At 67.1% G+C, this 25,170-nt stretch carries 20 protein-coding genes; 11 read left to right on the top strand and 9 right to left on the bottom strand.

Translation table 11 applies throughout. The annotated features are described in order from the left end of the window. The first annotated feature begins 282 nt into the window (after positions 1-282). A complete protein-coding gene (locus FHY05_RS22375) occupies positions 283-492 on the top strand; it encodes a hypothetical protein (RefSeq protein WP_260181103.1) in 210 nt (69 codons plus the stop codon). Next, positions 489-932: a DDE-type integrase/transposase/recombinase gene (locus FHY05_RS02995; RefSeq protein WP_311732354.1), complete on the top strand. Its 444-nt coding sequence runs from the start codon at positions 489-491 to the stop codon at positions 930-932. Before FHY05_RS22375 ends, FHY05_RS02995 begins: the two co-directional genes overlap by 4 nt. A gap of 572 nt (positions 933-1,504) precedes the next feature. Here the strand turns inward: FHY05_RS02995 and FHY05_RS02990 are convergent. Together FHY05_RS02990 and FHY05_RS02985 are read right to left on the bottom strand one after the other, a co-directional pair. After that, positions 1,505-2,419: a hypothetical protein gene (locus FHY05_RS02990; RefSeq protein WP_311732353.1), complete on the bottom strand. Its 915-nt coding sequence runs from the start codon at positions 2,417-2,419 to the stop codon at positions 1,505-1,507. After that, positions 2,416-3,414, bottom strand: coding sequence for a L,D-transpeptidase family protein (locus tag FHY05_RS02985; protein WP_260181102.1), 999 nt, complete (start codon positions 3,412-3,414; stop codon positions 2,416-2,418). Before FHY05_RS02985 ends, FHY05_RS02990 begins: the two co-directional genes overlap by 4 nt. 97 nt (positions 3,415-3,511) lie before the next feature. Between FHY05_RS02985 and FHY05_RS02980 the strand changes: the two genes are divergently transcribed. Beyond that, positions 3,512-4,183 (top strand): hypothetical protein, encoded by a 672-nt coding sequence (locus tag FHY05_RS02980; protein WP_183942889.1) that lies wholly within the window; start codon positions 3,512-3,514, stop codon positions 4,181-4,183. A 351-nt stretch (positions 4,184-4,534) separates the two neighbouring features. Here the strand turns inward: FHY05_RS02980 and FHY05_RS02975 are convergent, their stop codons facing one another. Next, positions 4,535-4,810 (bottom strand): metalloregulator ArsR/SmtB family transcription factor, encoded by a 276-nt coding sequence (locus FHY05_RS02975; RefSeq protein WP_260181154.1) that lies wholly within the window; start codon positions 4,808-4,810, stop codon positions 4,535-4,537. 511 nt (positions 4,811-5,321) lie between these two features. On the opposite strand from FHY05_RS02975, the gene FHY05_RS02970 reads away from it, so the two are divergent. Then, positions 5,322-6,248, top strand: coding sequence for a hypothetical protein (locus tag FHY05_RS02970; protein ID WP_183942888.1), 927 nt, complete (start codon positions 5,322-5,324; stop codon positions 6,246-6,248). A 607-nt stretch (positions 6,249-6,855) separates the two neighbouring features. Here FHY05_RS02970 and FHY05_RS02965 read toward each other — a convergent pair. Further along, positions 6,856-7,950, bottom strand: coding sequence for a Gfo/Idh/MocA family protein (locus FHY05_RS02965; protein WP_183942887.1), 1,095 nt, complete (start codon positions 7,948-7,950; stop codon positions 6,856-6,858). A 158-nt stretch (positions 7,951-8,108) separates the two neighbouring features. Then, positions 8,109-9,134 carry a c-type cytochrome gene (locus FHY05_RS02960; RefSeq protein ID WP_183942886.1) on the bottom strand — a complete coding sequence of 342 codons (1,026 nt, stop codon included), beginning with the start codon at positions 9,132-9,134 and terminating at the stop codon, positions 8,109-8,111. Positions 9,135-9,613: 479 nt separating this feature from the next. On the opposite strand from FHY05_RS02960, the gene FHY05_RS02955 reads away from it, so the two are divergent. From FHY05_RS02955 to FHY05_RS02945, 3 genes are all read left to right on the top strand, one after another. After that, the gene (locus tag FHY05_RS02955) at positions 9,614-10,363 is read left to right on the top strand and encodes an SIMPL domain-containing protein (RefSeq protein ID WP_183942885.1); all 750 of its coding nucleotides are present in this window, start codon (positions 9,614-9,616) and stop codon (positions 10,361-10,363) included. 68 nt (positions 10,364-10,431) lie between these two features. Further along, positions 10,432-10,893, top strand: coding sequence for a hypothetical protein (locus FHY05_RS02950; protein ID WP_183942884.1), 462 nt, complete (start codon positions 10,432-10,434; stop codon positions 10,891-10,893). Positions 10,894-11,392: 499 nt separating this feature from the next. After that, the gene (locus FHY05_RS02945; protein ID WP_183942883.1) at positions 11,393-17,086 is read left to right on the top strand and encodes an autotransporter outer membrane beta-barrel domain-containing protein; all 5,694 of its coding nucleotides are present in this window, start codon (positions 11,393-11,395) and stop codon (positions 17,084-17,086) included. A 205-nt stretch (positions 17,087-17,291) separates the two neighbouring features. On the opposite strand, the gene FHY05_RS22760 is transcribed toward FHY05_RS02945, so the two are convergent. Further along, entirely contained in the window at positions 17,292-17,435 is a 144-nt protein-coding gene (locus tag FHY05_RS22760) for a hypothetical protein (protein WP_183942882.1), read from the bottom strand. A 208-nt stretch (positions 17,436-17,643) separates the two neighbouring features. Between FHY05_RS22760 and FHY05_RS02935 the strand changes: the two genes are divergently transcribed. Together FHY05_RS02935 and FHY05_RS02930 are read left to right on the top strand one after the other, a co-directional pair. Beyond that, on the top strand, positions 17,644-17,931 hold the full coding sequence (locus FHY05_RS02935) for a YciI-like protein (RefSeq protein ID WP_221190945.1): 288 nt from the start codon (positions 17,644-17,646) through the stop codon (positions 17,929-17,931). A gap of 36 nt (positions 17,932-17,967) precedes the next feature. Continuing rightward, on the top strand, positions 17,968-18,954 hold the full coding sequence (locus FHY05_RS02930) for an aldo/keto reductase (RefSeq protein WP_409321556.1): 987 nt from the start codon (positions 17,968-17,970) through the stop codon (positions 18,952-18,954). A gap of 287 nt (positions 18,955-19,241) precedes the next feature. On the opposite strand, the gene FHY05_RS02925 is transcribed toward FHY05_RS02930, so the two are convergent. The 3 genes from FHY05_RS02925 to FHY05_RS02915 all read right to left on the bottom strand — a co-directional run bounded on the left by FHY05_RS02925 (position 19,242) and on the right by FHY05_RS02915 (position 22,435). Next, positions 19,242-21,152 (bottom strand): M61 family metallopeptidase, encoded by a 1,911-nt coding sequence (locus FHY05_RS02925; protein WP_183942879.1) that lies wholly within the window; start codon positions 21,150-21,152, stop codon positions 19,242-19,244. 50 nt (positions 21,153-21,202) lie between these two features. Beyond that, a complete protein-coding gene (locus FHY05_RS02920) occupies positions 21,203-21,415 on the bottom strand; it encodes a hypothetical protein (RefSeq protein ID WP_183942878.1) in 213 nt (70 codons plus the stop codon). Between the two features lie 129 nt (positions 21,416-21,544). After that, on the bottom strand, positions 21,545-22,435 hold the full coding sequence (locus tag FHY05_RS02915; protein ID WP_183942877.1) for an alpha/beta fold hydrolase: 891 nt from the start codon (positions 22,433-22,435) through the stop codon (positions 21,545-21,547). Between the two features lie 125 nt (positions 22,436-22,560). Here FHY05_RS02915 and FHY05_RS02910 point away from each other — a divergent pair, with 125 nt between their 5' ends. Next, positions 22,561-23,472 (top strand): LysR family transcriptional regulator, encoded by a 912-nt coding sequence (locus FHY05_RS02910; RefSeq protein WP_183942876.1) that lies wholly within the window; start codon positions 22,561-22,563, stop codon positions 23,470-23,472. 575 nt (positions 23,473-24,047) lie between these two features. Further along, positions 24,048-24,983 carry a LysR family transcriptional regulator gene (locus FHY05_RS02905; protein WP_183942875.1) on the top strand — a complete coding sequence of 312 codons (936 nt, stop codon included), beginning with the start codon at positions 24,048-24,050 and terminating at the stop codon, positions 24,981-24,983. Positions 24,984-25,170 lie beyond the last annotated feature (187 nt).

Genomic DNA, 25,170 nt, shown 5'->3' with positions numbered 1-25,170 from the left:
GCACCATCGCGGAAGCATCGGCGTCGTGCGGCCGACGGGTCGTGCCGGAACGCGTCTTAACTGGCCGAGGCCTCCTCGGGCGTCGACATCACCGTACCGGGCGTTCCCGGATTTCTGGTCCGCATGGCGTGCGGCAAGAGCAAAGCGGAGCACAAACGAAGGCGCTGTCAAAGCTAATGCACCTGCGGCAAGGGACGGGGTAGGGGACGGCCATGCCTCGCCCGCGCAAGCCAGCTAGCTAGCCCGTTCCGCTGCTTCAACTCGTCACCGGAGGTGATCCGGTTGTTGATTCTGATGTGCGGGCGCTCACCGCTTTCCATGCGCAACGTCGAAGACCTGCTGTTCGAGCGCGGGATCGACATCTGCCACGAAACGGTGAGGCTTTGGTGGAACAGGTTCGGTCCGCTGTTCGCGGGCGAGGTGCGGCGCCAGCGGGTAAGCGCATGCGCGGCTTGCGTCATTGATGCTGGCACCTGGACGAGGTGTACGTGAAGCTGGACGGCGAGATGGTCTACCTTTGGCGAGCGGTGGATCATGAGGGCGAGGTGATCGAGAGCTACGTAACTAAGACCCGTGACAAGAAGGCTGCGGTCGCTTTGATGGAGAAGGCGCTCAAGCGAAACGGTTCGCCCGAGGCGATCACCACCGACAGTCTGCGCTCTTATGGTGCTGCTCTGACCGGGCTCGGCACCCGCGAGAAGCAGGAAGTGGGGCGCTGGGACAACAATCGCGTCGAGAACTCGCACCTACCGTTCAGGCGACGAGAGCGGACGATGTTGCGGTTCCGGCAGATGCGAACGTTACAGAAGTTCGCCTCGGTACACGCGAATGTCCACAACCACTTCAATCACGAACACCACTCCTTGGACCGCCAGACCTACAAGCAGCGCCGCTCCGCGGCGCTGGCTGAGTGGCAGGCGCTCGCCAGCTGATCCGTCGCCCACCAAGGCCGAGGTGCATCGTGTAGAGACGAGTTCGCATCAGACTGACATCACCGCCACCGTGCCGCCAGAATTGGCAATAAACCTCTGTTGTTTGCTTAGATTGACTCTAAGTTCCCACGAGTGTTCCCACATGTCGTTGTGGATGCGGGCGGTTGGCACTGAAATGATATGAAGGCTGAGTGGATAGCTCGACTCGCTGCTACTAAGACCGTTGGCGCGCCGTGAGCGCTTCTGTTTCCGGTTCCGGCTCCCTGATCCGGCGAAAGTTTTGTCGACGACGTGCCAGGCGCGTCACTGACAAGGCTGTCAAAAGGTTGAGCCTCCGGGGGGGCGGGACGTGGTGCGGCGGACGCCGCGGTCTCTTAGAGCGGTTCCATTCGGTGTGTTCACGCCCGCCGGGGTCAAACCTTTGAGTACTAGCCCCTATCAAGATAGACGTTCGCCTGGGAAGGTGCTCCGCGGTCCGGTGAGCTCGGCCATACAGGAAGAGCGCGGTCGCGAGCACGAGGATCGTCGACAGCGCCAGCTCGACCCATAATGACGGTGCCACGAGCAGCCCGCTAGAATCTCCGCGCCTCGTGGCCGATGGTGTCGCATGTACCGCGAAAGCTGTACGAGGCAGCGCCGTCGACGGTGATGCGTCCCGTGCGACGATCGATCACCAGCGTCGGCTTGTTGAGCCCGTTCAGGCGGTAGCTCGCACGAATGATGTCTGGCCCTTCGACCACGTCGTGGAGGTCCCACCAGCCGTTATCGCCGCCCGAGTGCAGCGGCGGTATGAGCAACTTGGGCAGGCGGATGCGACCGCCGCCTTCCCACGTCTGCACCATCAGCGAGGCGTCGAACACCTCCGTGGTGGTCTCGTTGTAGCGGCCATAGTCGTAGCGGTTCTTGTCGCGATTCCACGTCCAGGTCGTGCCGCTGGCGATCCCTGCCTTGCTGCCATCGCCGAAGCAGACCAGGCCGAGGTCGACGTTGCGGCCATCAACCATCGGCGCATCGTTCCCCACGTAGCTCGGGGCAGCCTGCTGGCGCTCCGGTGGGCGCGAGTAGCCACGATCGGGCTCGTAGCCGGCAGGCGGCCGGGTGGCGGGTTGCCCGGTGTAACTGGCGTTCGGACGAACCTTCGCGGACTTGCCGCAGTCGGGCGGCAGGGTCGGCTGGATCGAGCTGTACCGCCCGTCCATCGTGGCGATGGTGACGCACTGGCGGCGCTCGGTGTTCCACCAGTTGGTATAGGCGCGATCATCGCCTTGCTCTGCGCGCACATCGACGTAGCCGCGACGCCGGATCTCCAGCTCGCCCTGTCCTGCACGGGCGCCGACCATGTCCTCGAGACCGGTCGACTGCGCCGTGGCGGCGCTCGGCATCACGGGTAGCAGCAGCGCGGCGGCGAGGAGTGGCGAGGCGTTCGTCATCGTCATGGCATTTCCCCTGCTTGCCGGCCTGGCTCCGGCCGGGCGTTCGCTCGTCACGGCTGCGGCACCACCGCGTCCATCACGGTCAGCGGCTCTCCGCCGCTCGAGCCCACCCGCGACTGCGTGATGAGGATGGTCGTGCCCGGCCGTAGGGCGGCGCGGACCTGCTCGTAGAAGGCACGCGGCAAGCGCAGCCGGTTGATCACGCCTTCGTCGAGCGGGCGTCCTGCCTCATCCCCATGTCCGGGGAGGCCGATGTATGCCCAGCGCGGTGATCCATCAGGCGCGCTCGTCAGCGTAATGACATGGCTGCCGGGATCGTCGTCGTTCACCGCCGCGACGCTGCGCCCGATCTCGACGCCACCCCGCATCACGACCACCTGCCGGTCCGACTTGGAGACGCTGGTTGTCATCGGACCACTCATGGACCGTTCGGGTTGCCAGCTGAACTGCTGCTGGTCGAGCAGCGTGCGCTCGACCCGGCGACCCTTCGCATCGACGGGTGCGAGCAGGCTCGTCTCGGTGCTGCGGACGTGGCTCGCGGCGTTGCCGTTGATCACGACCGTTGCACCGAGCGAGGTGATGCCGAACAGTTCGCGCGAGAAGCCATACGGCAGGTGCACGCAGCCGTGGCTCTCCGGATAGCCGGGCAGCCCGCCGGCGTGGAGCGCGACACCGTCCCAGGTGAGCCGCTGCTGGAACGGCATAGGCGCGTTGTTGTACTTGCTCGAGCGGTGTTTCGCGTCCTTCTGGAGGATCGTGAAGACACCTGTCGGCGTCTCGTGCCCCGGCTTGCCGGACGAGACCGAGCTGACCCCGATCCGGACGCCGTTACGGTAGACGGTCGCCAGTTGGCGCGAGAGGTCGACGTAGACGACGACCTGTCCATTGGGCGCGACACCCGGCGCCCACACCCACTCGCCGGGTTTGAGCCGCTCGGCCATGTGGACGAACTCGGTTGGCGAGCTGGCGAGCGCGCCCTGGGCAAGGGCCGGGAACGCGAACGCGATAGCGGCTCCAGCTAGCATCGCCTTGAACACAGGGCATGGCATGTCGCTATTCCCCCTTGATCGCGATCAATGTGAGAGCGTCCGGCGCTGATTCGCAAGCAGATATTGCACCGCACCGGCCAGTCGCTCAGTGTGAGGCATGGACTTCATGAAGTGGCTCAACTCGCTCGACGAGCTCCTCTACGAGGTCATGAGTTGGCTGCTCTTTTTTCCACTTACGCTGTGGCGCGCCATCTTCCGTCCGATCGGCATCATGCGCGAGATCGAACGCGAGGCTGCTCTCCCCGACGACGAACGCTACGGCGCCGTGCTGAGCCCGCCGCTGTTCCTCGCGCTGGCATTGCTGCTCGGGCATGCCGTCGCCACGGCGCTGGGGCAGACCGACAAGATCATCGCGAGCCATCATGGACTCGCTGACCTGATCAACGACAACGCCAGCGCGCTCGTTCTCCGGGTGATCGTGTTCGCCGCTTTCCCGCTCTTCTTGGCAGCGCGTCTGGTGCGGCGCCGCGGCGTGAAACTCGACCGCGCCTCGCTCCAGCAGCCCTTCTACGAGCAATGCTATCCCGCCGCCGTCTTCGCGCTCGGCGTCAGCATCGGCACCAGTCTCGGCATCGACCCGCATCCGACCGCGCGTCTGATCGGCCATTGGCTCGTCTCGGTGGCCGTCGTGAACTACTGGCTGGTGGGTATCCGCTGGTTCGCGGGCGCGCTCGATGTCGGCGTCATGCGAGCCGCCGGTAACGTGCTGATCGGCTTTCTTGAAGGCACCATTTTTCTCATCGGCGTAGGCTTTCTGTTTACCCGGTAGGCTCTCACGTCTTCCCGGCCGGTTCGCGCGTCACCGTTCCCACAGAGATCGCGGCCTTCCCCGGTCCGGACTTCCCACTTCCGCCGCGCTCGCTCGCCGCACACAGCTACAGGACGGGTCCTGGACGGACATGGAGCGTGGCGGCCATGTCGCGGCATTCGAACAGCCCGATCTGCTGCTGGCCGATCTTCGTGCGTTCGTGAAATAAGTTCGATGACGCGGTAGTCGCCTTTTTGTCACTCGGCGAAGGCTGCTGGGACGCGCGGATGGAGGCGTTCGGAAGATGAATAGTGGCCGGAGCTGGAAGGCGGGCAGTGACCTTGAAGTGGCCGCTGTTGTGTCGCGTTGCTATCAGGCGGCGTCAGAGCCGGTCTCCCGGCGCGCTAAACCGGCACTTTCCGCCTTGAGCGGGCGCGACACGGGGCAGACCTCCTGGACATAGGCGTTGAGCGTGTTGGCAAGATTGTCCGCCACCAGCCTGTAAAACACAAACTGACCACGCTTCTCACTGGCCACTAGCCCGGCGTTCTCCAGCACGGACAGGTGCTGCGACACGGCGGGCTTGGACATCTCGAACCGTGACGCGATCTCGCCCGCGCTCAACTCAGCGTGAGCGAGGTAAGCCAGAATTTCCTGGCCGGACTTCGGCGAGTTTCTACCCCGTTCGCTTGCTGCATAGGCTCGACGTCGGGGAAGCGGCGCCAGCAGATGAAGGCAAGCTTCCTGCTAGCAGCTACCCAGCTCACCGATGGCGTGGCGCCAGCCGCCGCCCCGACAATTGCCGCAGATCAGATGCAGTGATACCCACGTCACCGAAGGTCGTAGTGGATCGGGCGTTCGTGAACGAGCGAGGCATCCCGCGGAGTTGGGATGAGATCGCATCGATCATCCACGGGCGTTCAAGTTCGACCGCCTGGGGTAGAATCTGGTCAGAGAGAGAACGCCATCCACTGAGCTGGAGGCTTGCAGCCCGACCCGCAACGCGCACGGGCGTCCAAGATCGAGACAATCAGGCGGCAGGCTGAAGTGAGATGGCTCACCGGGGCGGCAGCCAAGAGCCTTGCCGCAGGTTAACGCAGCGGGCACTGCCGCGATCGGCGCCGCTTAGTCCAGGTGTCCACGTTGGAATTTGGCCTGGATGAGAACCGAAGACCTTCGCGGCGGCACGAACCGGATTGGTGTACCCTCAGAAGCGTTTGCGATGCCGGACGGCCTCGCAATACGCTATGACCTACCCGCAGCCGGTTTACGCGAGTCCGTGAGCGGCTACGCCACCTACGCGGCATGCGACCGCGCTGAGATGATCAATTGGTTCCTGCCGGCGCCGCCGATGATCTGCGTGCTACTCGACGCGGGACCGGTGACGATCGCGCTTCGACGGCACCGGTTCGATGTGGATATCGTCAGTCTATACGGACCAACGAGCCGCGCCTTTCGCGCGACTACTCATGGCGGTATCCAGGTCGGCGTTGGCCTGACCGCGCTAGGTTGGATCCGCCTGGTCTCAGGATCCGCTAGTGCAATCCATAACCGGGTGGTGCCGCTGCGGGAAGGTGCGAGCGCGGTACTCTCCGCGCGGCTTCTGGACGATCTTCTTGCGCTCACCGATGAGAAGGATATCGCCCCAACGTTGGACGCGGTTTTAGCACCGCTGTTCGCTCGTGAGCACCGTTACGACGATATCGTGAGACGCTTCACGGAACTGATGCTTGTGGATGGCGTAATCGAGATCGCCGACGCCGCGGACCGGCTTGCTGTCTCCGCGGCAACGCTACGCCGGGTCGCTTCGTATGCGTTTGGGATGCCGCCCAAGCTGCTGCTTCGGCGCGCACGCTTCCTCCGCTCGTTCATAGGCCTGCTGTCGTCGAGCGGGATGCAGAGCTACGATCGGATCGACAGCAGCTACCATGACGCCTCGCACTTCCTGCGAGATGCAAACAGCTTCCTCGGCACCACGCCGCGCCGTTTCATGGCTAAAGACACGACCTTCATGGCCGCAAGCCTCGTCGCGCGCGCTGCGTCGATCGGGGCGCCGGCACACGCGCTTCACGCGCGCGTATCTTAGCCGGTTCGAGGAAATGGGGCGTATGCAGGCGCTTCGTCGGTAGCGGGTATAACAAGGAGCGTAGCCGCAGCACGTTGAGTCTTTTAAGGCGGATCTACCAAGACGTATGGCTGATACTTATACAGGATCGGGCGAATCCACATCCATTCGCCGCTGTACTTGACACCTAAGGGTAACCCGTTGTCTTTTTGCAACAAGCCGTAGTTGTTAATTGTGAGGAAACCGATCAGGCCGGCTTCGGTTCAAGATTGCGGGCATGAGGCGTTCGCGTCCACGATCATGAACCGTGACGCTTGGGAGCGGACACCCGTCCCCGTGCGCACCTTGTCCAACGTTTCGGGTGTGCTCTTCAGGTCGATATGATCTAACTCCGGCCGAGGCTCCATCTTCTCGACAGATCGCGTCCGGTCAGACCGTGGCCGAGGCGGCTGAGGCCATCGGTGTCGGTCCGAGCACGATCAAGACGCACTTACCGCGCGCGTACGACAAGACCGGATCGAAGCGATCGCATCTCGTGCGCCTCGCGTCTGTGCTGTCGATGCCGCCGAGGGCTTCCGAGGCCTGGCGGCCGGACGGGCGTGCTCGGGTCGGCGACGTCTGAGCGACGTTACTCCTGATCCAGGGTTATGGTCCGTCCGGTCTTCGCCGAGCGACGCGCGGCATCAAGGATGCGCGCCACAACGAGCGCGTTGTCGAGCGACGTGGGGTCCGTCTCGTCCACCTTGGCGCGCCCGCGGACGGCGGAGGCGAGGAAGGCGAACGGGTCGGTGAACGCGCGTGCCGGCGTCGCGAGCACGCGATCCGTCGACTCACCGCGGCGCCGCAGCACCAGTGTCTTCCCGTCGGGCGTCGACAGCACGCCTGTCTCCCCGAACAGCTGAATGTCCTTGCGATGGTCGGGCCAGTTCCACGAGGCCTGCAGGACAGCCGTGGCGTCGGGGTAGGTCAGCACGATCGTCGCCTCGTCGTCGACTCGCGCGTAGACCGGGTCGCTCTTGAGCCGCTGCGTTACCGCGGTGACGCTGATCGGCGGCTTGCCCTGCATCAGCCAGGTCATCAGATTGGCGCCGTAGCAACCGAAATCGACGATGGCGCCGCCCCCGTTGGCGCTCGGGTCGACCAACCAGGCGAGGAACTCGGGCGGGACGCCGATCTCCTTGGGGCCATAATGACCGTCGCGGAACACCACCTTGCGGATCGCGCCGACGCTGCCGGCGGCGAGCGCCTGACCGAGCGCGCTACGGCTGGGATACCAGCTGGTCTCATAGTTGGTGAGCAGCCGGACGCCGTATCGCCGTGCCAAAGCCGCCATGGCCTTGGCGTCCGCCGCGGCGAAGCTCAGCGGCTTCTCGACCATGACGTGGATCCGCCGCGGCGCGGCCGCTTCGACCACGGCGCGGTGCTCCGCCACCGATCCGAACGCTAGCACCGCCTCGGGTCGTACCTCGTCCAGCATCGGTGCGAGCCGATCGTGCACGAGCGCGGGGTCGAGGTGATACTCGCGCACGTAGCGCGTGGCGACGGCGCGATCGGGCTCATAGATGCCGACGATCTCGACGTCGCCGATCGCGCGCCGACCGAGAAGTCCGCCGACATGGCCGTGGGTGAGGCGCGCGATCGCGACGCGAACCGGCCGATCCGGCGCGGCCGCCGCCGCCGTCGCGGCGAACATGATCATCAGAAGAGCGATCAGCCGGTACATCTCACCTCCAGCGGACCGTGCAGGGGCCGGCCCGTCCACCTCTGGTCCGATGCGCGGCAGGGCAGGCGCAGGATCAGATCACCACCTTGCCGCATCCGAGCCGCTGCCGCGCCCCTCTGACCCGCCGCGCCAACGAGCGTGACGCGGCATCGCCAACGTCAAGGATCGAGCGACGCCAGATAGGCCGCGAGATCCACGATGTCCGCATCGGATAGCCGCGCGACCACAGGCTTCATCGCCACCGCGTTCTTGCCGTCGCGCGTGCCGCTTTTGAAGTCATACAGCTGGCGGGCCATAGCGGTCGGCGATCGGCCGGCGATACCGGGAAATTCGGCGCCCGATCCCCTCATGCCGTCACCATGGCACGAGGCGCAGGGCAAAGTCCTGCCCCCTCCGCCGCTCGTCGCCAGGGCCTTGCCCTTCTTGATGCTGCCCGACGGTACATAGGCGATGAAGCCGGACGACGGGTCGCGCAACGAGGTGCGCTCGAAGTTCTGCGGCACTTCGATGATCCGGGTTCCGATCGGCTCGGTGGCGCCGCTCGGGTCAACCTTCTGTATCGCGTGCGCCGCTGGGTGGGTGACGGGCACGACGTCGCCCTCGATCAGGCGGAGTCTCTTCACAGGCTTGATCGAGTGGAAATACTCGGAAGCTTGTCGCGCATCGTCGAGCGGCAGTGCCTTCGCGATCTCGATCATCTTGGCCAGCGGCGCACCGTTGATCGACGCGTGGCGATGGTCGTCCCTCATGTCGGCGAGCTGTTGCAGCATGTAGTCGACGGGCAGACCGCGCAGGTCGCTCGTGTCCGGCTTGCCTCCGCCATCGATGAGATGGCATTGTCCGCAGGCGTTGTAGGCACCCTCTTTCCCGCTGATCACGGGCGACGGCGGTGCCGGATGACGCTCCGGGAACCAGTCGATCGTCGCCCGCTTCCCGTTGATCTGGGTAAAGGTGAAAGCCTGCTTGCTCCCGGGAACGTGGAACAACTTGCCCTCTTCCTTCTCAAGGTCCGGGATGCCGCGCGGGTACGGCCACGCCGGGAAATCCGTTCGTGCCAGCGCTGGCGGGGGATCGAACGAGACCTTCTCCGCGGCGAAAGCCTGATAGGCGCGGCAGGCGACGAAGCCGGAGGCGAGGACCGCCACGACCGCACCGTTCCAGAAGGCGGATTTGATTGAGAACATAGAGTGTCGCCTTCGTTGTGTTACCGCCCCTCGACTGCTGGAGCCAAGGGCCGCTCCCCGACGCGTCCGAATAGCGATCTCCTTCGAGTGGGCATAGAGTGCCTTGCTCCTGCTGTATCGGCGCTCCGGCGCTCGAGCGCCGCAACCTCGTCACTCGGCGCATCGAGGAAGCTCCGGTCGCTCATCCGGTCAGCGAGCGGCCATGGAGATCTTGCCCGATCCCGACGAGCGGCATCGCAGCGTCGCCTGCCTCCGCCGCGATCGAGTCATTCAGCCGGACGTAGTTGCACGAAGGTTGAAGTGGCCAGCCGCAGGCGAGTGGCGTACAGGAGCAGGGGCCTGATAGCACGAACGAGGCGACGTACCCGATGCGCACGGTGCCAATCGCGTTTAGCTCGCCCAAGCGAGGCGGCATCGAGCACAGAGCGGTTCGCCATCTCGTCCAGCCGAAGCGACGAACCGCGAGGGAGCATCGCTCGATGAGATCGCTGCTGATGCTGTTCGCTGCCATCGTACCGCAGGCCACGCTCGCGCAGGTGCCGCTTGAGCGCACCATCCAAGTCACCGGCACGGGGGTGGTGCGCACACCACCGGACGTGGCAACGCTGGTCGTGTACCTGCGCGGCGAGGGACCGAGTTCCGAAGCGGCGACACGCGATATCGCTGCCAAGCAACGCGCCGTGACGGACGGCATCTCCAGCTTTCTGGGTGCCGGAAGCGAGCTTACCACGAGCGAAGTCGTCGTGATCGAAGCGCGCGGCCAAGCTTGCAACAGCCAGGGCGGCTACGGCAACCAACCCCGACTGAGCAGCGGCGACTGCGCGGTGGTCGGGTACATCGCGACGATGCAGACGCACGTCCGCACGCCGGCCGTGGAGAAGGCGGGAACCGTGGCCGCGCTGGCGGCACGGCTTGGGGCTAGCGACGCTCGCGTACAGGGCTTTCTCCTGTCCGACCTTCAGGAGGCGCAGGCTCGTGCAAATGCGGCGGCGTTCGATGATGCACGCCGTCGTGCCACGGCGCTGGCACGCGGTGCCGGGGTGAAACTCGGCGCGATCACGTCGGTACGCGATCAAGCGAGCTACGAGCAGGTCGTGGCCGGCGCCATGCAGCGGGTGAGTCCGCCAGCGCCGCCTGCGCCCGCGGTCTCGACCGTGACGCTGGATACCCGGCCTGCTCCGATCGAGACACGAGCGCAGGTGTACGTCACCTACGCCATCGAAGGCTGAATCAACCCACAGCGTGCGGCCGGTAGCGCCTAGTGGAAGGCATGCGAGTTTCCGGTCATCATCGGACCATGCGTTCCTTGATGATCACTGTTCCGGCCCTGTTGGCGACCACCGCTCCTCCCGTCGCCTCGTTGCGGGTTCACGGCGAGCGCTCGACCTTTTCAGTCGTGGTCGAAGAGAACACCGAGACGGGCTACGATATCCGGATCAGATGCGTGTCAGCGTGCGACCATCCGATCGACTTCATCGAACCTATCGATGACGTCCCCATGGGATTAATCACCCGAGATCAGGGCGAACTTGTTTACTCGTTGTGGAGCGGCGGCTCTACCTACCGCGTTCGCGTCTGGAAGGTGAGCGACCGCGGCGTTCGCAAGGTGGCAGAACTTTCGAGCCGCGGGAGGCCTGACTTTCTGACGGACGAAACGGGCCGTCCGGCGATCCGCACATACGAGTCCGACAGGGGCATCGGCCCGCTGAAACCGGTGCTGAGGTCGTTCATCCACGACCGCTTTGTGGTTGCGCCCTGACGGCCGCATACCTCCGAGATGAGGCCAGCGAGACAGCTGCGCGGAGCGGCCAGATGCCTCCAACGTCGCGATGGATGAACGACCGATGTTGAGAGGCGCTTAGGAGACCCGAGCGGCCGATATCGGTGCTTGCGACAGGGGAAGGGCAGCGCGTTCGCCACTTACCGACGTCGTCGGATTGATCCCCAGCGCACGGCTCGGCGTCACGAGCGAAGTCGGCGATCACGGTACTGCTGCGCGGACGACGTACATGGTCGTGGCGCTCCCGCGACCGGCCTAAATCACACGTCTTCCTCTCTTCGAATTATAGTTAATCCTCCTCAAGGCGGCGCCGTGATCCGGTGATCGCGTCGCCGTGCAGCCGCGGACCGCCGAAAAATCATGCATTTGTCTTCATTTCGCACCATTTCGCTGTGCGACTTGCTGGACAAGGTCGAGCAGGCTTCATAATCCGCTGGTCGGGCGGGCACAGGGGTCGCTGCCCACGGGGGAATAGAGGATGGCTGTTCAGCGCTCGGTGCGGTTGCGCCGGTGGTCGCTCGCGCTCGGCGTGAGCGTCGCGGCAATGGGTTTCGCTTCGTCGGCGGAGGCGCAATGCGCGCCCGATCCCACCACATCCTCCACCACTACCTGCAGCGGCACCGAGCCCGATGGTCTGGTCATCACCGAGACGGGCGCGCGTGTCGCGGTGCAATCGGGCGCGACGGTGCAGGCTGGCACCGCCGCGGCCGCGATCGAGACGCGTGCCTTCTACGCCAATTTCGCGATCGACGGGAGGGTCGACGGCGCCGCGAAGCCGGCTTTCCTCGCCGTCAACGGTGCGCCCTACCTCGCGCCGTGCGATCCCTATGCGGGAGCGACGCCGATCGTCTGCCCGCCGGGTCTGGTGACCTATTATCCGTCCGCCGACGCCACCGTGACAGTGGGCACCGGCGGCTCACTGACCGGCGCACAGGCGCTGGTGAGCCGACGCTCCCCGGGCAACAACACGGGCCGGATCACGGTGACGCTGACCAACGCGGGCACCGTGACGGGCACGACGGGCACGGCGATCAGCGACCAGAGCGAGGTGCTGGGAGTGCGCAACGCCGTTGGAGCCACGATCTCGGGCGTCGGCACCGCCATCGACACGGACGGTGTGCTTCGGCTCGACAATGCCGGGACGATCATCGGCTCGGTCACTGCGCGCGGGCAGGTGTCGAACCCAGCTGTCAGTGGCGGCAGCACGGTCAACACGCTGGCGGGCGAGATCCGCGGCGACCTCACGCTGGGCGCTGGCGATGACGTGCTCGAGGCGCGCTATGAGGCCGGCCGCGTCGTCACGGGGGTGACCGGCGCGGTCGATGGTGGCGCCGGGATCGACACGCTCAATCTGCGGGTCGCCACCGACGCTACTTTCGCCACGCTGCCGCTGCTGACGCGCTTCGAGCGGCTCGGGCTGGTGCTGAGCGACGACGCGGCCGTGACGCTCGGCGCCGCCGGTACCATGATCGATGGAATGCTCGCGGCCGCCGGTCGCGGCACCGCGACGCTCGCGGGCACGCTCGCCGGCGCCGGCGAGGTCGTCACGGTGGGCAGCTTCGGCAGCGACGGCGAGCCGATCTTCGTCAACGCCGGCGAGGTCCGGGCCGGTGCGGGCGCCGTCAACGGCTATGCGATTCGCGTGTTCGGCGCGCGGCGCTTCCAGAACGACGGACTCGTCGAGGCGGCAGGTAACGGCGTGAGCTTCTCGGCGCAGGGTAGCTTCGTCAACACCGGCACGATCACCGCCGCGGGCACCGCGCTCGATTTCTGGGGCGGCGCCTTCGATAACAGCGGCACGATCCGATCGACCGCGGGCACCGCGGTGACGCTGAACGGTTCGTCCAGCACCGGCCGGATCAACAGCGGCCTGATCGAGGGCGCGACCGTCGGCGTCGCGCTGAGCAGCGACCTGACCAACAGCGGCACGATCCGCTCGGGCGGCACCGCGGTCCAGATCGGCTTCTACGGCGTGCTGACCAACCTGGCCGGCGGCAGGATCGAGGGCGACATCGCGCCCGTCGCGGGCCCCGGCTCGGTCTTCAACGCGGTGGTGGCGAACGCGGGTACGATCACGGGTGACGTCCGTTTCGGCAACGGCGCGCAGGGCTCGAGCTACTCGAGCAACCGCTACATCGCGCTGCCCGGCGGCGTGCTGCAGGGCGACCTGACTCTCGCCAGCGGCGAGCAACTCGTGACCGAGGCGGTCAACACCGGTTCCGGCGCCTTTGCCGGGATCGACGGTACGGTCAACGCCAGCGACTCGCTGCTGCGCTACCGCGTGCGCGGCGATCTCAGCACCGCGGCGGCGGCGCGGCCCGGCTTCCGTGAGATCGGCTATGACCTGTACGACGGCGCGCGGCTGACGCTGACCGGGGCCTCCACCCCGCTGCTGCTCTCGGGCAACGGCAGCGTCGACCTCACCGCCGACATCGCCGCGACCGCGGCGCCCGCGCTGTCGGTCGGCAGCGTGATCGTCGCGCCGGGCGAGACGCGGCCGGACACGCAGGCGCTGTCGATCACCAGTCGCGGCACGCTGACGATCGACCGCGCCACCGGCGGCAGCGGCGCCTACACGGCGGTCGCGCTCGACTATGACGCCAGTTTCATCAACGCCGGCACCATCGTGGTACGCGATCGCGCGGGCGCGAATTTCGGCAGCATCGCCGGCATCAGCGGCGGCAAGGACGTGACCAACGGGGGCGCGATCCTGCTCGACGGCGGTATCGGCGTCGCGGTCAACGGCCGCTTCGTCAACAGCGGGATCATCACTCAGGTCGCCGGCGGCCGCACGTCGACCGGCGTGTCGGGCTTCAGCAGCTTCACTGTTGTGAACAGCGGCACGATCGAGGTCGCCGGCCGCGCGATCGACAGCGGCAGCTCAGTCACGATCGATAACATCGGGCGCCTCGCCAGCACCGGCACGGTCGCGATCGGCAGCGGCAACTACGATACCTATGCGGCGATCACCAACCGCGCCGGTGGCACGATCGCGGGGAGCGGCACCGCGATCCGGATCGCGGGCGGGACGCTCGACAACGCCGGCACGGTCGACGGCTCGGTCGACCTTGGCGCCTCCACCTACGGCTCCGGTCGCTCGGTCGTGGGCAGCACCTATGTCGCGCGCGGCGGCACGATCGCGGGCGACCTGCGCTTCGGCGACGGCGACGACGTGCTGATCGCCTACGACGACGTGACGGGCGTGAGCGGCGCCGTCGACGGCGGCGGGGGCACCGACACCTTTATCCACGCGCGTGCCAGCTCAAGCGACGTCGCGTTCGGCGGCGCGCTGCCGAGCCAATTCGAGCGCGAGGGCGCGCTGGCGAGCGGCGCGGGCACGGTGGTGACGCTGCGCGCCGCCGCGCCCATCGACGGCGGGCTTCGGCTGTACGGCGACGCGGGCTTCGTCAACACGGTGTCGTTCGGCGGCACGGTGACGACCTATGAGCGCGACTTTTACAGCACGGGCGGGCTGCCGAGCGCGGCGCTGGCGTCCTTCGTCAACCAGGCGCGGATCGGGGGCGGCTTCCGCGGCGATGTCGCGGCCTTCACCAACGCCGGCAGCATCGCGGCGGCAACGAGCGACGGGGTCAATTACAATGCGGCGGCCGTGTCGCTGCGGCACCTGGGTGACCTGAGTTTCAGCAATACCGGTGACGTCACCGGCGCGGAGATGGATGGCCGTGTCGCGGTCGACATCGCCGCTTCGTCGGGCGTCGCGAGCGCGACCAACGAGGGCCGCCTCGTGGGCGGACTGCGTGCCGTGTCCGGCAACGGCTACACCGGCCTGCCCGGCGATACCACGCCTCCCGCGCCGGTCGCCGCGGCGGTCACGCTGGTCAACCGCGGCACGATCACGGCGCAGGGAACCCACGCCATCGATGCGCAGGCGATCGACTCGGTCGGGGCGGGCGCGACGCTCGGCTTCACCAACGCGGGCACGATAAGCGCGACCGGGGCGGGCACCGATGCGGCGGCGCTGCGCGTGTTCGCCAATGTCGCCGCCGACGGCGTGGCGGCACGGATCACGGCCGCCAACAGCGGAACGATCAGCGCCAACGCAGGCGGGTATGAAACCTCGTACGTGGACTGGATCACCGGGCAGACGATCAACTATGTCGTGGCCGCGCGCGCGATGGCGCTCGCAGCGCCGACCGGGAGCAGCATCGTCGTCGATAACGCCGCGACCGGCGTGATCGAGGCGACCGGCGAGTTCTCCACCGCGCTCAGTGCCGGCAATGGCGCGCTCGACCTCACCAACGCGGGTACGATCCGCGGTGGTGCCGGCTACACGCTGGCCGGCACCTATCACGGCGGCGCGATCGACACCGGGCGCGGCGATGACCGGATCATCAATACCGGCACGATCGTCGGTGCGGTGAAGACCCAGAGCGGCGACGACCGCTTCGAGAACGCCGGTCTGATGGCTGGCGACATATGGCTGGGTGACGGTAACGACACGTTCGTCGTGAAGGGTGGCACCGTGCTCGGCACGATCGACGGCGGGGCGGGTGACGACATGGTCGCCGTGACCGGCGGCAGCGCCGCGGCGCCGGCGCGTCTCAATTCGATCAGCAATGTCGAGCGGCTGGCGATGAGCGGCGGCTACGCGCAGATCGCCGGCACCGCAGTGCTGAACGCGATCGACCTGACCGGCGGCCGCGTCGTCGGCCTCGCCGGCTCCACGATCACCGCCTATCGCACCTCGGTGGGCGCGGGCGCGACCTTCGGTTCGGCGGGTATCGTCGACGGCGACGTCTCGGTCGCGGGCACGCTCAGCCCCGGCGCCTCGCCGGGAACGATGACGGTCAACGGCAACGTCCTGCTCGCGACCGGCGCGCGCGCGCTGTTCGAGCTGGCGCCCACCCTCTCCGACCGGCTGGTGGTGAACGGCGCGCTGGCGATCCAACCGGGCGTGACGCTGGAAATGGTGCCAGTCGGCGCGCTGCGGCCGGGCGCAAGCTACCGTCTCATCTCCGCGAGCGGCGGGATCAGCGGCAGCTTCGACTCCGTGGTGGCCTCCAGCGGCGTGCCCGGCGTGATCCTGCGCCAGAGCGCGTCGGAGATCGACCTGCTGGGCCAGTTCCAGGCGGTGACCGGCGCCGCGCCGCAGGTCGCACGTAGTATCGCCTACGCGAACGCGGCGCTGGCGGTGCAGGCCGACGGTGGCTCGCTGCTGGTGGCGGTGCCGGCGCTCCTCGACGCGACCGGCGGCTCGCGGTCGGCGGCGTTCGCGCGCCTGACCCCGGAGCCCTATGCCGCGGCGACCCAGCTCGGTATCGACGACGCGCTGCTGCTGGGCCAGGCGGCGCGCGGCCCCGGCTTCGCTACCGGCCGCGACGAGCCCGGCGCCTTCACCTTCGCGCAGACGCTGGGCCAGTGGCACACGCTGCAGGGCGACGCCGACGCGGGCAGCGCCACGGCTCGGGCGCGTAGCTACGGCTTCCTCGGCGGGTTGGGTTTCGGTGACCGGAGCTGGTCGGTCGGCGTGTTCGCCGGCTATCTGAACGGGCGCCAGCAGATCGATCAGCTCAGTGCGCGCACGCGCGCGGACGGCGTGGTCGGCGGCGTGCACGCACGCTTCGGCGAGGGTGACGGCTGGAGCGTCACGGCCTCGCTGATGTACGACGGCGCGAGCGCACGCACCGATCGCGCGCTGCCCGGCGGTGCTGGCGCCAGCGGGCGCTTCTCCTTGCACAGCTGGGTGAGCGACGTCGCGGCGCAGTACGACGTCGCGGTGGGCGGCGACTGGATGCTGCGCCCGCGCCTTGGCGTCACCTATGTGCGCACCACGCGCGGCGGGGTCGACGAGGAGGGCGGCAGCGTCTTCGCGCTGACGGTGGCGCGCGATCGCCACGTCGCGGGCTTCGCCGACGCGGGGCTGGGCCTCGCGCGGAGCGAGGCGTCGACGGCGCCGTTCCGGCCTTGGGTCGCGCTCGGTGCGCGCTACCAGATCGAGGGGCGCCGCGCCGACGCGCTGGCCGGCTATTCGGGCGCGGGTCTGGGGCTGACCGCGGTCGGCGCGGGCCGCGCCGCGATGGTGGGCACCGCCGCCGCCGGGGTCGGCTATCGCCTGCCGAGCGGACTGGAGCTGTTCAGCACCGCGTCCGCGCAGACGGGCGCGGACGATCACCAGGAGACGATCAGCGCGGGCGTGCGGCTGCGCTTCTGAGCCCCGCCGGCCGGCGCCTGCATCCTCCGCGGGCGTCGGTCGGTGACGCGGTCGCCTCGCCGGAACGGAGTCAGTCCGCCGAGGAACTCCTACTCCTGCGCCACCGCGGCGCGTTCGCGCACCAGGAAGCCCGTCACCGCGCCGCGGAACGATGCCAAGGGTGCGTCATGCGTCGACCACGTCGGCAGCGGGGCATGCCGCGCGCCTACCCGCGCTTGTCCTGCGCGCCCGCCTCGACCGTCGCCAGCGCCCGGGCGATCGCGGCGTCGATCCGGGGCACCTGCGGCCCAGTCACCTGGTAGCCGGCGCCAGCGACGGCGGCACTGTGTGCGATCGTTCGCGATCTCACGGCAACATGCGAAGGCGCGACCTACGTCGCTGGTCGGGTATGGGGAGCGGCGCTACGATGCGACAGCGACGAAGCAGCGGGCCTCATCAGGGCCTTTCTGTCGCGCCAACGAAGAGCTTTCGGCGAAGAACCCGGGCGTGCCGCGCACGTTGTACGGCTCGAGTCGCGCGATCGGCACAGGAGGCGCACCGTGAAGCACTACGTTCTCTTGTTCGACTTCGACGACAGTTATGAAGCGCGCCGCGCCGAGTACCGGAACGACCATCTCACGCGGGCATGGGCGGCAGCGGATCGCGGCGAGCTGGTGCTGGCCGGCGCGCTGACCGACCCGCTCGATACCGGCCTGCTACTTTTCAAGGGCGAGGCGACGGAAGTGGTCGAGCGCTTCGTGCGCGACGATCCGTACGTGAACAACGGCCTCGTTCGACGCTGGCGGATCCGTGAATGGGCGACCGTGGTCGGCGCAGATGCCGCGTCGCCCCTGCGGCCCGCCTGACGTGCGTCCCGCCATCGGCAAGGAGAGACGATCATGCTGACGCGACGCCGCCTCGGACAAGGCGGCCTGGAGGTTTCCTCTCTCGGTCTGGGCTGCATGGGGATGAGCCATGCCTACGGCGAGCCCGACGACGCCGAGTCGATCGCCACGATTCACCGCGCGATCGAACTCGGCTGTACCTTCTTCGACACCGCCGAGGTGTACGGTCCCTTCACCAATGAGGAACTGCTCGGCCGGGCACTGAAGGACCGGCGCGACGGCGTTCAGATCGCGACCAAGTTCGGTTTCGTCATCGGTGACGGGCTGTTCTCCGGCGCCGACAGCCGGCCCACGCACATCCGCGAGGTGGTGGAGGCGTCGCTCAGGCGATTGCAGACCGACCGGATCGACCTGCTCTACCAGCATCGAGTCGACCCCGCCGTGCCGATCGAGGATGTCGCGGGCACGGTCCGCGATCTGATCGTCGAGGGCAAAGTGCTGCACTTCGGCCTGTCGGAGGCGGGCGTGACCACCATTCGCCGCGCGCACGCGACACAGCCTGTCGCCGCCTTGCAGAGCGAGTACTCGATCTGGGAGCGGAACCTCGACGACGAGATCCTGCCGCTGCTCACAGAGCTGGGCATCGGCCTCGTCCCTTTCAGTCCGCTCGGTCGTGGGTTCCTGACGGGTACGGCCAAGCGCGCGGAGGACTATCCTGCCGGAGATTTCCGCTCGACCGGCGATCCCCGTCTGCAGGGTGCGAACTTCGACGCCAATCAACGTATCGCGAACTTGGTACGCGAGATCGCGGCACCGTACGGCGCGACGCCGGGGCAAGTGGCGCTCGCCTGGTTGCTTCAGAAGAGGGATGACATCGTCCCGATCCCGGGGACGAAGCGACGAAGCTATCTGGAGGAGAATCTCGCCGCCGAGGACTTGATGCTCTCGCACGACGATGTAGCGCGTCTGGACGGCGCGTTGGCGACGCTCGGCGTATCAGGCGAGCGCTACGGTGAGAAGGCGCTGACGATGGTGGATCGCTGAAGCCGGCGGGTTCGCATAGGGCTGGCATGCTTCTCATCGCAGACTTCAACAGGGTATCGACCGCAACCGCGACCGCGATCATTGCAGTCCCTCTTCTCGCTATTCCCTACCCGATTCTGCACTCCGGTTCGGCATGCTACGACGGCGGTCATCCGGCATCTCAGCTTGGCGCTCGCGGGGCACGCATACGCCGATGAGATGGCGAGCGGACATGCCGCGACTCGTTCGCCGGCAGCGTGTCGCCTGGGATCGAAGCCCCCTCGCCGAGGTGACGCGCGGCGCCGCCTTCAGCGCGCCGTGAGCAGGGCAGCGAGCGTGTCGGCGTGGCCCGCGATGCGCTCGAGCCGCGGGTAACGCAGCGGCCCGGTATAAGGTAAAACAATCTCGGACGGCGCGCCATTCTGGTCGATGCCAAGCGAGAGGGGACGCCGTGCTGAGGTGCGGACGGCTTCGAGCAGGACCGCGCGGGTGAACGCTGCGCCGTTTACCCTCGAAATCCGAACGCCCGACCGTAATCCCGTGCGGAAAGCCGGACCGTTCCAGGCTACCGACCGGATGACCCCGTCGTCGCGAACCGTCAATCCGATCGCATAGGTCAGGTCGGCCACACCGGCTTCCTCCTCACTGGCGCGAAAGGACGCGGTGGGCGTATCGGTGAAGATCAGCCGCCAGCCGTGACGATTCAGCCCGATGGTGGTGTCGAGTTCGTCATGGCCGTCCGTCCAAGCGCGGAGGAAATTCGACCAGTCAGCGGGCGCTATCTCGTTCAGCGTACGGCATAGGTCTTCGAAGGTGTAGAGGCGGGTCGGAGCATCCGGGGTGGCGCCCGCGAAGAAGCGGCGCGCGAAGTCATCCAGGCCGCGACGCCCTCCACTGCGATCGCGCAGTTCGGCATCCACTGCGAGCCACAGCATGACGCCCTCGGAGTAATAGTCGCGGCGCCGCTGCCAGTCGCGCCACGGCACTGGCTGGCGAAGCATGAAGGACGGATAGTTGACGTCGTCCGACAGCGAGCGCCAAGCGCGGCCCGGCCGCGCCGCGATCTCGGCGGCCTCGATAGCCAGCCGGTCGCGAAGCTCGCCCGGCGTAAATTGGCCGGCCCGCGTCGCCAGCACGCGTCCCCAGAACTCGGTCTGCCCTTCGTACACCCAGAGGAGGCTACCCGCGACCGGGACATTCGGCGTTGGCGCCCACAGGTCGGCGGGGGTGCGGTAGAAGCCGTTCCAGGCGTGGACGATCTCGTGCGCGATCAGGTCGCGGAACAGGATCTGGCCCGGCCAGTCGCGGAAGTATGACGATGCGAGGCCATTCTCGCTCGACCCGCGATGTTCGGTGCCGCCCGAAGATCCATCGTCGCTCAGCCGCGCCATTATGTCGTAGCGCTCGAACGGCGCCGGGCCGAACACCGCCCGTATCTGCGCGACCAGCCGACGCAGTTCAGCCGATCGTTCCGGCGGTACGAGCAGGTCGCTGTGCCGCGGCGCCACGATGTCGAGGAAGATCGCCCCCGGGCCGGCAGCGGTAAGCGGCATCGGCGCCGTGTAGCGCCCGGCGAGCACCGGCGCATCGAGCAACGTCTCCAATGTCGTCGGAGCGAACACGATACGACCGTTGGCGGAATGCTGGACCGACAGCGGCGTGAACGGGCGCAATCCCTCCGGCAGGGCCAGCGAGGCGGCCACTGCCATGTTCCGGGCATACCATCCGGCCGGATAGAGGACGAGTCGCTGCCAAGGTACCGACACGATGTCGGGCGTCAGCGATTCACCGCCAGCCACCATCTGGAACCGAACATCAATCGCGTCCACGCCCGGCGGGACCGAAAGATGAAAGGCATGAGGATCATACGGATCACGTCGCCAGCGAAGAGGCTTGCCCGCGCCTTCGACGACCAGCCCTGCAAGGTCCGTGACGGTCAGGCTCGGTCCATGACTGGCCGGCTCCCATCGGGGATAAAGCAGCGTCATCTCGCGCTCCCGCCCGACCGGGACGCGCTGACGTACCGAGAAGATGCGGCGCCGCGTGTCGGTCGCGTCGACCTGCAACTCGATCCTGCCTTCGTACGGCCGATCGGCGGGCGCGGGCACCGTGGAGGCTGGTGAGACATATGTCGGTCCGGGCGACGACTGCGCGCGTGCCGGACGGCTGACGCCGATGAACGCCAGCGACACGCCTAGTGCGCTCACGAAGCCGATCATGCCGGCGCCAAGGGAGCGGGGCGACCTTGGCCCTGTGGACACGGGGTCGGTCAACGGACCGACCGGAAGCTCGCGCGCACGTCATCGACGAAGGTGCTCGATCGCTCCCCCGCAGGATGATGCCCGCCACGGGGGAGTTCGTCGTGATAGGCCAGCATGGGATAGCGCTCCTCGACGCAGCGGCGGCTGCTCTCGTGGGTGTCGTGCGGGAATTGGCTGCAGCCGAACGGAACCGCAATCTCGTGCTTACCGTCGCCGCGCATGCTGCTCCAGCCGGTGCGTGCCGTTGGCGCCGCGGTGCCGCTCAGCCAGAGGGACGTGAGGTCGTCGAGGGTCGCGTCACGGCCGATTCCGCTTCCGCCGCAGCCAACTCGACCTGTCGTCGCGCGGTCTCATACCTGCTTCTCCGATGGGTGGGCCGAGCCAAGGGTGCGGTCGAGGAAAGCGCAGATGCGTGTCGCGATCTCCGCACAGTGTGTTTCCAGCGCGAAGTGCCCGGCATCCAGCAGGTGGATCTCGGCGTCGGGCAAGTCGCGGCGATACGCTTGCGCACCGGCCGGCAGGAACGCCGGATCGTGGCGGCCCCAGACGGCCAGGAGGGGCGGTTGCTGTGCGCGGAAATAGGCCTGGAAGGCGGGGTAGAGTGCGACGTTGCTGCGATAGTCGAGGATCAGGTCTAGCTGGATGTCCTCGGCGCCGGGTCTCGCCATATAGGCGATGTCGAGCTCATAGCCGTCCGGCGAGAGACGCGACGGATCAGCGCCGGTGCCATATTGCCAATCGCGGATCGTGTCGGGTGACAGCGAAGCGCGGCAGGCCTCGCGATTGGCGTCGCTGGGGTCTCGCCAATAAGCCTGCCATGCGCCCCACTCATCGCTGAAACCGTCCAGATAGGCATTGCCGTTCTGCGAGATGATGGCTGTCACCCGCTCCGGATGACGCATCGCCAGCCTCAGGCCGGTGGGCGCGCCGTAATCGAAGATATAGAGCGCGTAGGATTCGAGGCCGAGCGCCTCGGCAAAGCCACCGAGTACGTCTGCCATCATGTCGAAGCTGTAGGTGAAGGTACCGCGCGGCGGCGTCTTGGTCTGCCCGAAGCCGGGCAGGTCAGGAGCGATCACCCGGAAGCGATCGGCGAGCAGCGGGATGAGATCGCGGAACATGTGGCTGGCGGTCGGGAAGCCGTGGAGCAGCAGCAGTACCGGGGCGTCGTGCGGTCCCGCTTCACGGTAGAACAGGTCCACCTCTCCGACCTGCTGTCTGCGATAATGAACGATCGGCATCGAGCACTCCTCATGTGCAAACCTCTGGGGCTGAGAGCCAAGCTGGGTGTTGCGAGAAACGAGAGTAGAGGCGCACATCGTCATGCTGAATTGCAGGGCCTGAAACGATGGACAGACTGGATGCGATGGCGTTGTTCGTCGCGGCCGTAGACGAAGGCTCGCTCGCGGCCGCCGGACGACGTCATGGGCGATCGGCCGCTTCGGTCACCCGCGCGATCGCGCTGCTGGAAGAACAGGCGGGCGAACCGCTCCTGCTGCGCTCGACGCGTCGGCTCAGCCTGACGGCGGGTGGCGAGCGGCATCTGGCCATCTGGCGCGAGGTGCTGTGCTCGCTCGCGCGACTGACGCCGGGTCACGGGGGAACAGCACTCCGCGGCACCATCCGCGTGACCGCTCCCGAGCTGTTCGGGCGGCTTCACCTGCTGCCGCTGGTCGAGGCCTTCCTCGATGCGCATCCCAGCGTGTCGATACGGATGACGCTTGCCAACCGGCTTGTGGATCTGATCGGGGGCGGGATGGACGTGGCCGTCCGGCTCGCGGCGCTTCCGGACTCCAGCCTGTCCGCCATTCGGGTCGGTGCGGTGCGAGCGTTGCTCTGCGCATCCCCGGACTACCTTCGGCGGGCCGGAAGCCCAGCGACGCCGGAGGACTTGTCCAACCATCAGACCATAGGCTTGGACCCGACCAGCGAGGTGGAACTGTGGCCCTTCGCCATGCCGGAAAAGCCGGAACGGCGGCGCACCGTCCGGGTCAGGCCCCGCCTGCGCGTGGACAGCGCGGCTGCACTGATCGACGCGGCCGTTCGGGGGCGCGGCATCATCGCTGCGCGCTCCTATCAGGTCGCCGAGCTTCTTGCCGCCGGAAGGCTCGTCCGTCTGCTGCCTCGGTTCGAGGCCCGTCCGGTCCCGGTGCACGTGATCTTCGCGGCGAGCGTCGGGGCCGACGCTGCACGCCGCGCCTTCATCGATCATGCGGCGCAGGGTCTGCGGACGACGCTGCGCTCGCTCGCGGAAGCGGTACCAGGACCGAGCGCTTGAGCCGTGCCGGCCATGCTGCGGGAATGCGGGCGACGACCTTGATCTCGAGGCCGGGCTCGGGCGAGCCGAGGGCAGTGGGGGCGGAAGACGGCGTGGCGTCACATGGGGTTGCTGCGGCTGGGAAAGGGAAGCGCGAGCGGCGCACGCCATCTCATTTACGCCGCGCATATAAGTCGAACTGATCTGCGGAGCCAATTAGCAGACGGAACGTATGCCACCGCGGTCCCCTCCCGGCTTGTCGTCGCCGAACGCCCTGTAGCTCGTCCGTCGGTGAGAGGCGGCGCCATTAGATCGGCTCAGGGAGGACAAAAAGGAGGGTCCAAGGTCGAACAACTCCCCGGCAGGGGTGCTCGACCGTTGCTATCCTTGCGTTTCAATGGCTTGCAGCAAAACCTCAGGGGAGGAACCCTGATCGGAGCGGACGCGATCGCGATTGCGCTGCTGCGCCTCTCTGCCAGATACGCTGCGTGGGCGAGCTGAAAGGCAGTCAGCCCGCCGCGTCGGTTCTCGGCGAAAACACTGGCGGGCTGACCGACCCTTGCTCTTGAATGACGTGAGAAGGAGTTTGGCCTCGCGTGCTGTTCGACGGTCGGATCATCTCTGGGATAACCGTGTTCGTCGCTGTTGCGCGCGCCGAGAGCTATGGGCGCGCGGCCGAACAGATAGGATTGTCGCGGTCGGGTGTCGGCAAGGCGATCGGGCGTCTCGAGGAACGGACAGGGATGCGGCTGTTCGACCGCACCAGCCGGCACCTCAAACTTACCGATGAAGGACGTGCGTTGCTGGAGGAGGTCACTCCGCTGCTGGCCGAGCTCGGCCGCATCGCGACGCCGTCTCAGCCCGACAAGGTGAAGGGCCGGATCAGGATCACCACCGACGGGGCGTTCGGGCCGTATCTGCTCATCCCACTTCTCCCGCGCTTTCTCGTCGAATACCCGAATGTGAAGGTCGATGTGCTCGTGCGAGACCGTGTTGATAATCTCCTGGCGGAGGGCGTCGATCTCGCCCTTCGCTTCGGCGAGCCGGAAGCGCGTGATCTCAACAAGCAGCTGCTGCTGCAAAGTCGCGTGGTAACCTGCGCCAGTGCAGCGTATATCGCCAGGCACGGCACGCCGGCCGCGCCGCACGACGTGCTGAGCGGTCATACCTGCGTGCGCATGTTTGATGACACGACGGGCAGGCCCCACCTCTGGCACTTCGTCAACGCAGCGGGTGAGCAGCACGTCGTGGCGCCCGACTGTGGCCTGACGTTGAACGATGCGCCCACGCTCGTCGCCGCCGCACTCAGCGGTTTCGGGATTGTCCGGCTCCTCGACGTCGTAGCGTCAGAACACCTCCGTACCGGTCGTTTGGTGGAGGTGCTGCCGGAGTGGAACCACCTGCAATGGCCGGGGTACCTTTATACGCCGGCACAAGCGCATCAATCGCACGCGATCGAGGCCTTCAAAGATTTCATCCGCCGCCGTGGGGAGGAATGTGAGGGAACCGTCGCCTGGTCATCCTCGACGTGACTGACCGTCCGTCTACGCGAGACGTTTAGGCGACGGACGCTCGCTGGCCCTGTGTGTTAACGCCTCAACCGCGCATCGTTGCACGTGGGAGGCTGTCGCAGATGACACCGGTAATTGTGTCGGCCCTGGCTTCGTTGGCTCTCATCGGCATCGGGTCTGCGCCAGCGCTTGCACAGGAGAGACCGGC

It is taken from the genome of Sphingomonas sp. BK580, from assembly GCF_014194975.1.
Lineage (GTDB): Bacteria > Pseudomonadota > Alphaproteobacteria > Sphingomonadales > Sphingomonadaceae > Sphingomonas.
Note: the sequence above shows the minus strand (reverse complement) of the source record. Positions and strands in the feature narration are given on the sequence as shown.

What these genes read in the sequence shown, in the direction of transcription:
- FHY05_RS02985 (WP_260181102.1), bottom strand. Translation starts at nt 3,414, where the DNA reads ATGCCATGCCCTGTGTTCAAGGCGATGCTAGCTGGAGCCGCTATCGCG.
- FHY05_RS02980 (WP_183942889.1), top strand. Translation starts at nt 3,512, where the DNA reads ATGGACTTCATGAAGTGGCTCAACTCGCTCGACGAGCTCCTCTACGAG.
- FHY05_RS02970 (WP_183942888.1), top strand. Translation starts at nt 5,322, where the DNA reads ATGAGAACCGAAGACCTTCGCGGCGGCACGAACCGGATTGGTGTACCC.
- FHY05_RS02965 (WP_183942887.1), bottom strand. Translation starts at nt 7,950, where the DNA reads ATGTACCGGCTGATCGCTCTTCTGATGATCATGTTCGCCGCGACGGCG.
- FHY05_RS02960 (WP_183942886.1), bottom strand. Translation starts at nt 9,134, where the DNA reads ATGTTCTCAATCAAATCCGCCTTCTGGAACGGTGCGGTCGTGGCGGTC.
- FHY05_RS02955 (WP_183942885.1), top strand. Translation starts at nt 9,614, where the DNA reads ATGAGATCGCTGCTGATGCTGTTCGCTGCCATCGTACCGCAGGCCACG.
- FHY05_RS02950 (WP_183942884.1), top strand. Translation starts at nt 10,432, where the DNA reads ATGCGTTCCTTGATGATCACTGTTCCGGCCCTGTTGGCGACCACCGCT.
- FHY05_RS02945 (WP_183942883.1), top strand. Translation starts at nt 11,393, where the DNA reads ATGGCTGTTCAGCGCTCGGTGCGGTTGCGCCGGTGGTCGCTCGCGCTC.
- FHY05_RS02925 (WP_183942879.1), bottom strand. Translation starts at nt 21,152, where the DNA reads ATGATCGGCTTCGTGAGCGCACTAGGCGTGTCGCTGGCGTTCATCGGC.
- FHY05_RS02920 (WP_183942878.1), bottom strand. Translation starts at nt 21,415, where the DNA reads ATGCGCGGCGACGGTAAGCACGAGATTGCGGTTCCGTTCGGCTGCAGC.
- FHY05_RS02915 (WP_183942877.1), bottom strand. Translation starts at nt 22,435, where the DNA reads ATGCCGATCGTTCATTATCGCAGACAGCAGGTCGGAGAGGTGGACCTG.
- FHY05_RS02910 (WP_183942876.1), top strand. Translation starts at nt 22,561, where the DNA reads ATGGCGTTGTTCGTCGCGGCCGTAGACGAAGGCTCGCTCGCGGCCGCC.